At 68.9% G+C, this 7,404-nt stretch carries 5 protein-coding genes; 1 reads left to right on the top strand and 4 read right to left on the bottom strand.

Annotation, left to right across the window (positions count from 1 at the left end):
- Positions 1 to 543: 543 nt before the first annotated feature.
- The 3 genes from EIZ45_RS34215 to EIZ45_RS34205 form a co-directional block, all read right to left on the bottom strand.
- Positions 544 to 2,127, bottom strand: a complete 1,584-nt coding sequence (locus EIZ45_RS34215) for an amidase (RefSeq protein ID WP_134669439.1) — start codon at positions 2,125 to 2,127, stop codon at positions 544 to 546.
- Between the two features lie 45 nt (positions 2,128 to 2,172).
- Entirely contained in the window at positions 2,173 to 3,516 is a 1,344-nt protein-coding gene (glnA, locus tag EIZ45_RS34210; RefSeq protein WP_037368721.1) for a type I glutamate--ammonia ligase, read from the bottom strand.
- Positions 3,517 to 3,580: 64 nt separating this feature from the next.
- Positions 3,581 to 4,870, bottom strand: coding sequence for an MFS transporter (locus EIZ45_RS34205; RefSeq protein WP_043834878.1), 1,290 nt, complete (start codon positions 4,868 to 4,870; stop codon positions 3,581 to 3,583).
- A gap of 92 nt (positions 4,871 to 4,962) precedes the next feature.
- Here EIZ45_RS34205 and EIZ45_RS34200 point away from each other — a divergent pair, with 92 nt between their 5' ends.
- Positions 4,963 to 5,598 (top strand): LppX_LprAFG lipoprotein, encoded by a 636-nt coding sequence (locus EIZ45_RS34200; protein WP_134669437.1) that lies wholly within the window; start codon positions 4,963 to 4,965, stop codon positions 5,596 to 5,598.
- Between the two features lie 102 nt (positions 5,599 to 5,700).
- Here the strand turns inward: EIZ45_RS34200 and EIZ45_RS34195 are convergent, their stop codons facing one another.
- Positions 5,701 to 7,278 (bottom strand): alpha/beta hydrolase, encoded by a 1,578-nt coding sequence (locus tag EIZ45_RS34195; RefSeq protein WP_370318220.1) that lies wholly within the window; start codon positions 7,276 to 7,278, stop codon positions 5,701 to 5,703.
- Positions 7,279 to 7,404: the final 126 nt, after the last annotated feature.

The raw sequence follows: 7,404 nt of genomic DNA, 5'->3' as shown, positions 1-7,404 counted from the left end.
TCAACCAGGCCAAGCTCGATGCGTTATTTCAAGCTTTTGGTCGAGCATGCCGGTACCTACAAGGCTAGTCGTAGGGAGTCGGCGGCCGCTCGTGGGCCGACGCTGAACATTACCTGGTCCGTTTCGCGGTGTCAACCCGCTCGGCCCTGGCTCCTGGTCGGTGAGGCTTTCGGCCCCGCCGGCCCGGTGTTCCTGGCGACGAAGAGAAGATTACATGCCTTCCAACCACCCGAAAACAGGGGGGTCACTTAACGGCATCGACCCTGGTCAGAGGGTTGCCAGTGGGCCGATTCGACCGCTTCGAGGGCCGCGGACCGCGCTCGGAAGGGCACCGGAAAGCCCCCGAGTGACCCAGGTCTCCCCCATCGGGTGAGCCTCCTGCTGCCGAAGACCTCCGAACCAGACCCGATTCAGCAGGTCAGCGCCCTGTCCGACCACCGCGGCGCAAGCGATCTCGCCGGAAAAGCAAGCCGCCGGCCAGTGCAAGGGCACTGACCGGCGGCCGCCACAAACCTTCACCCGCTCCGGGCAACCCCAACCGGATTACCCGGGCAGCTTCGGCAGGTACCGGGGCGGAACCCGGACCGGCGCGACCCGCATGTAGTCCGCGGCCAGCGCGAGCATCTTGCCGTCCGTCCACTGTCCGCCCATGAACGAAATCCCCACCGGAAGCGGTCCGACCGAACCGGCCGGGACCGTCACGTCCGGGTAGCCCGCCACCGCTGCCGGCGTCGAGGACGGGATCACGTCGTTGTCGCCGACCTTGCAGTCCGTCTTCCAGGCCGGCGGGTTCGTCGGCGACGCGATCGCGTCCAGGTCGTACTTCGCGAGGGTCTCGTCCAGCGACCGGCGCGACAGGTCGGTCAGCTCCGCGCGATTCTTCAGATAGGTCGGGTCCTGCGGGCCGGGTGCGGCGAGCGCCTGTTCGAACAGCTCCTGACCAGCGAAGCAGGTGCGTTCCAGCGGGTCGGCGCGGTTGTACGCGATGAGGTCCGCCAGGTTCCGCGGGCCGGTCGGCCGCGTGGCGAGGTACGCGTCGATGTCGCGGTGGAACTCGGTCAGCAGCGCCGGGAACTCCAGCTCGGAGAGCCGGTCCTGGTACGGCAACGTCACCTCGACGACCGTCGCGCCCGCGCGTTCCAGCGAAGCCTTCGTCTTGCTGACCACGGCGTCCGTGTCCGGGCCGAGCACCGGCAGCCGCCACAGGCCGATCCGGGTGCCGCGCAGGACGCCGGGGCGGAGAAGTTTCGCGTAGTCGGTCGGCTGGGTCGACGGGTAGCGCAGGGTGGCCGGGTCGGACGGGTCGCGGCCCTGCAGCACCGAGAGCGTCAACGCGGTGTCGACGACGTTGCGCGCGATGGGTCCCGCCGTGTCCTGCTCCGCGGAGATCGGGACGACGCCGGTGCGGCTGACGAGCCCGAGACTCGGTTTGTACCCGACGGTCGCGGTCATCCCGGCCGGGCACACGATCGACCCGTCGGTCTCGCTGCCGATCGCGACCTGGGCGAGCGACGCGGCGACGCCCGCCGCGGATCCGGCGGAAGAACCGCACGGGTTGTGGTCCAGGACGTACGGGTTGTTGGTCTGGCCGCCGACGCCGGACCAGCCGGAAGTCGGCTTCGCGGCGCGGAAGTTGGCCCATTCCGACAGGTTCGCCTTGCCGAGGATCACCGCGCCCGCGTCGCGCAGCCGGGTGATCAGCGTGGCGTCCTTGGCCGGGCGGCTGCGCAGCGCGCGCGAACCGGCGGTGGTCTGCTGATCGTGGGTGTCGACGTTGTCCTTGACCAGCACCGGGATCCCGTCGAGCGGACCGCGAGTGCGGCCGGTCCGGTGCCGGACGTCGCTGGCCGCGGCTTGCGCGAGCGCCGCCGGGTTGAGCGCGAGGACGGCGTTGACCTTCGGGTCCAGCACCCGGATCCGGGCGAGATACGCGCTCGTCAGCCGGGTCGCGGTGAGCTGCCCGGCCGCCATCCGGTGCTGCAGCGACGGGATGTCGGCGCGGTCGAGGTCGAAGTGCAGCTCGGCCGGGTCCGCGTGGTCAGTCTCCATCGCGACCGCCGGCGGCGCGGTGGCCAAGCCCGCCGCCGCGACCAGTGCGGCGAGTACGGCGGGCAGTCTTTTTCCCATGTTCCGATGCCTCCCCAACGTCGGAGCACGGCCCCGGGGTCCGGGTCAGAGCATCGGCAACAGGGTCCGGAGCTCGTACGGAGTGACCGCGCTCCGGTAGTTGTCCCACTCGACCCGCTTGTTGCGCAAGAAGAAGTCGTAAACGTGCTCGCCGAGCGCTTCCGGCAGCAGCTCGGACTTCTCCATCTCGGCGAGCGCCTCGCCGAGGTTCTGCGGCAACTGCGAGTAGCCGGCGGCGCGGCGTTCGGAATCCGACAGCTGCCAGATGTTGTCCTCGGCGGGCGGCGGCAGCTCGTAGCCCTTTTCGATGCCCTTCAGCCCCGCGGCCAGTATCACCGAGTAGGCCAGGTACGGGTTGCACGCCGAATCGAGCGTGCGGATCTCGACGCGCCGCGACGAGGCCTTGCCCGGCGAGTACATCGGCACGCGCACGAGCGCCGAGCGGTTCGCCCTCCCCCACGACACCGTCGTGGGCGCCTCGCTGCCGCTGATCAGCCGTTTGTAGGAGTTGACCCACTGATTGGTGACCGCGGAGATTTCCTTGGCGTAGTGCAGGACGCCGGCGACGAACGCCTTTCCGGTCTCGGAAAGCTCGTGCGGGTCCTCCGCGTCGTAGAACGCGTTGCGGTCGCCTTCGAACAGGCTGACGTGGGTGTGCATGCCGGAGCCGGGCTGGTCGGTGAACGGCTTCGGCATGAAGGTCGCACGCACGCCCTGGGTCAGCGCGACCTCCTTGACGACGTAACGGAACGTCATCACGTTGTCGGCCATGGTGAGGGCGTCGGCGTAGCGAAGGTCGATTTCCTGCTGGCCCGGCGCGCCCTCGTGGTGGCTGAACTCGACCGAGATGCCCATCGCCTCGAGGGTCTCGATCGCGTGCCGGCGGAAGTGCGTCGCGGTGGCGTGGCTGGCCTGGTCGAAGTAGCCGCCGTTGTCGGCGGGCTCGGGCTCGCTGCCGTCGTCGGGGAGGTTGGCGAGCAGGAAGAACTCGATCTCCGGGTGCACGTAGCAGGTGAACCCGGCTTCGCTGGCCTTCGACAGCTGGCGGCGCAGCACGTGCCGCGGGTCGGCCCAGGACGGCGAACCGTCGGGCATCGCGATGTCGCAGAACATCCGCGCGGAGTACGGGCCGCCGTCGGGGGTTTCCCACGGGAGCACCTGGAACGTCGACGGGTCGGGCTTGGCGACCATGTCCGACTCGTAGACGCGCGCGAAGCCCTCGATGGCCGAGCCGTCGAACCCGATGCCCTCGCTGAACGCGCCCTCCAGTTCGGCGGGCGCGACCGCGACGGACTTCAGGAATCCCAGCACGTCGGTGAACCACAGGCGGACGAAACGGATGTCGCGCTCTTCCAAGGTGCGGAGCACGAATTCCTGCTGGCGATCCATGGCCGAACCCTAACCAGCACGTGTTAACGCCATGTTTCACGGGTCACCCACAACGGCGGCGGATTCACGCCACCTGTGCGAGCTGGGTTTTCCCGGGTTTCCTCGACCGGGTGATCGACAACGACGCGACCGAGGCGATCACCGCGAGCCCGGCGGCGACGTACCAGGCGATCGCGTAATCGCCGAACTGGTCCCGCACCGCGCCGGCGGCGGAGGCGGCGAACGCCGCCCCCAGCTGGTGGCAGGCGAAGACCCAGCCGAACACGATCGGACCGGCTTCCCCGAAGGAGCGGCTGCAGAGCGCGACGGTCGGCGGGACGGTCGCGACCCAGTCGAGGCCGTAGAAGAGGATGAACGCCCACATGCTCGGCTGGACCGAATTCGTGAACAGCTGCGGCAACAGGGCGAGCGAAACTCCCCGCAACGCGTAATAGATGCCGAGCAGGATCCGCGGATCGACACGGTCGGTGAGCCATCCCGACGCGATCGTTCCCACCACGTCGAAGACGCCGACCAGTGCGAGCAGACTCGCCGCGGTCGTCTGCGGCATGCCGTGGTCGTGCGCGGCCGGGACGAAGTGCGTGCTGACCAACCCGTTCGTGGTCGCCCCGCAGATCGCGAATCCGACAGCGAGTAGCCAGAACGTCCGGGTGCGCGCGGCCTGGAACAGCACCGACAGACCACGGCGGACAGTGCCGACCTTCGGTGCCGGACGCGCCACTTCGGCGTCTTCGGGCGCTCCGTACGCGACAGTGCCGATGTCGGCGGGATGGTCGCGTACGGCCAACAGCACGACCGGGACCACCGCGAGAGCCGCGATGGCGATGACCATGGACGCTGTCCGCCAGCCGTCGTCCGCCGCGAGCGACGCGATCAAGGGCAGGAAGATCAGCTGTCCGGTCGCCCCGGCGGCGGTGAGCACGCCGGTTACGACGCCGCGGTGGCGGATGAACCAGCGCGTCGCGACCATCGCGGCGAAGCTCATCGCCATCGAGCCGGTGCCGAGGCCGACGAGCACGCCCCAGCAGAGGATCAACTGCCAGCTGGCACTCATGAAGACGGTGCCGCCCGCGCCGAGAGCGACGACGCACAGCGCGGTAGCCGCGACCCGGCGAATACCGAACCGCTCCATCAGCGCGGCGGCGAAGGGCGCGAAGAGGCCGTACAGAACGAGGTTGACCGAGACGGCGGACCCGATCGTGGCGCGGGACCAGCCGAACTCTTCGTGCAACGGATCGATCAGGACACCCGGCGCGGCGCGGAAACCGGCGGCGGCGAGGAGGGCGACGAACGCGGCCGCCGCGACGAACCAGGCGCGATGCAGGCGGCGGGCAGGACGGGTCTCAACGGTCACGAGCAGACAGTCTGGTGCGCCGGAAGCCTCGGTGACAGTGGCCGGAAGGACACTGTGCGAAAGGATCGGGCCAGCCAAGTAGGCTCTCGGCCATGCTCAGCCGACGTGTCCTGCCGGCGCTGCTGCTCCTCGGGCTGGTCGGCGGTTGCACCGCGGCACCCCCCTTGCCCGCGGCGGACGGGTTGCTGGCCGCCGCCAAGACGAACTTCGCCAACGTCGCCAGCCTGCACTTCTCGGTCGGCGTCAACGGAGTGCTGCCCGGTCTGCCGATGACCAAGCTCGTCGGCAACGCGACCCTCAAGCGCGGCGGGCAAGCGAGCGGCAGCGCGGAATTCACCGATCGGTCGTTCTCGTTCACCGTCTCCGGGCAGACCGCGACCACAAAGGACACGAAGGGTCGCGAAACGAACGGCCCCACGCCCTTCACCGTCGACCGGTTCCTCGGCCCGCACGGCGGGTTGATCCGGCTCCTCGACTCGCTCCAGCAGCCGAAAACCGAAATCCGCGAGACGATCCAGCACGTCGACGGGTACCGCGTCGGCGGAACCGTGCCCCAAGCGGTCGCGGCGAACCTGGTGCCGCAGATCCACGACGACGTGAACGTGAAGATCTGGGTGACGGTCGCCGAACCGCACCGGTTCGCACGGATGTGGCTGCAGGTGCCGCCAGCGACGAACCGCGACAGCCCGGTGATGTACGAGGTGCTGCTGACGGATCAGCAGCCTTAGTTCTTCCAGCGCTCGCGGCAAATCGCGCACGGCCCCGCTGGCTCGCGCAAGCCGTAGCAGCGAGCATCATCGCCACCGCGACCGTCGCGAGCCAGCGCAACCTCAGTTGGCCTTACAGCGCGTGCCGTCCGGAGGCGTGGTGCCGTCGATCAGGTACGCAGTGGCTGCCTTATCGACGCACGCGTTGCCTTGCAGGAACACCGTGTGCTGCGTCCCCTCGAAGGTGAGCAGTGACCCCTTCAGCGCCTTCGCGAGGTTCACGCCCGCCTGGTACGGCGTCGCCGGGTCGTTCGTCGTCGAGATCGTCAGCGTCTTCGGCAGGCCTTCGACGTTCGGTTCGTGCGGCTTCGACGTGTTCGGCACCGGCCAGAACGCGCACGCGTCACGGGCGGAGCTGGGTTGGCGGCCGTCGTCGAGGAAGGGCGCGGCCTTTACGTATTTCTCCTGGCCTTCGAGGATCTGCTTCGGATCGGTGACGCGCGGGTCGTCGACGCAGCGGATCGCGACGAAGGCGTCCTGCGTGGTGCCGTAGCTGCCGTCCGGATTGCGCTCGTTGTAGATGTCGGCCAGCTTCTCGAGCGTGGCGCCGCGCTGCAGCTTCAGTTCGTTCAGCCCGGTGTTCAGGTACTCCCAGAGATTCTGCTGGTAGAGGGCCTGTATGGCACCCGTGGTGGCATCGTCGTACGACAGCTTGCGGCCGTCGCCGACCGGAACCGGGAAGTCGATCAGCCGGCGCGTGAGGTCTTGAAACTGCTTCGTCGCGTCAGCCGGGTTGTTGCCGAGCGCGCAGTCCTGACGCGCCGCGCACCACTTCGCGAACTCGTTGAACGCGCCGCCGAAGCCCTGGCCCTGCGCGACGAGCGAGTCTTCCGGACTCTGCGTCGGGTCGACAGCGCCGTCGAGGACGAGCGCGCGCACGTTCTTCGGGAAGGTCTCCGCGTACGTGGACCCGATGCGCGTGCCGTACGAGTAACCGAGGTACGTGAGCTTCTGGTCGCCGAGGACGCTTCGCAGCACGTCCATGTCCTTGATGACGTCGCGCGTGCCGACGTGCGCGAGCATGTCGTCGCCGTACTTCGTCCGCTGTGCGCACTTCGCGGCGAAGTCCTTCTGCTCTGTTTCCTGCTTCGTGACGCCCGCGGGAGAACCGTCGGTCTCGCTGTCGTCGGCGCGGTCGGCGTCGCGCTCGGGTCCGGTCAGGCATTGGATCTGCGGTTCGCTCGCGCCGATGCCACGCGGGTCGAAGCCGACGAGGTCGAACCGGTCGCCGAGATCGGACTTCGACACCTGGTCGATCAGGCCCGCCGCGGCGACCATGCCCGAAGCGCCCGGTCCGCCCGGGTTCACCACGAGCGAACCGATTTTCTCGCCCGGATCGCTCGCGCGGTGCCGCAGCACGCCGATGGTGATCGTCTGGCCGTCCGGTTTGTCATAGTTCAACGGAACGGTGAGGCGTCCGCACTCGATCCCCTGCGCCTTGAACGCCGACCGGGCGTCGGCCGAGGTCGCGTAGGGTGCACACGCGGACCAGGACATGCTCTGCCCGTAGAACCGGTCCAGTCCGGCGGGCACCGGGCCCACCGGAGCGTGCGATTCGACCGTCGGCGCGGACGCGGCCTGGTCGGGCTTGGACGTGCACGCCGCGAGCGTGGTCGCGAGCAGGCCGGCAGCCGCGAACACGACTAACGGATGGACTTTCGGGCTGGCGCTGGGATGACGGGACACGGTTTGATCGTGCCATCCGGGCGCGGAACTCGAACGCACCGTCGGCGCGTTGGGCAGTGCGGGTGCGACCGGAGACACATC

This window comes from Amycolatopsis sp. CFH S0740, from assembly GCF_004522315.1.
Lineage (GTDB): Bacteria > Actinomycetota > Actinomycetes > Mycobacteriales > Pseudonocardiaceae > Amycolatopsis > Amycolatopsis nivea.
Note: the sequence above shows the minus strand (reverse complement) of the source record. Positions and strands in the feature narration are given on the sequence as shown.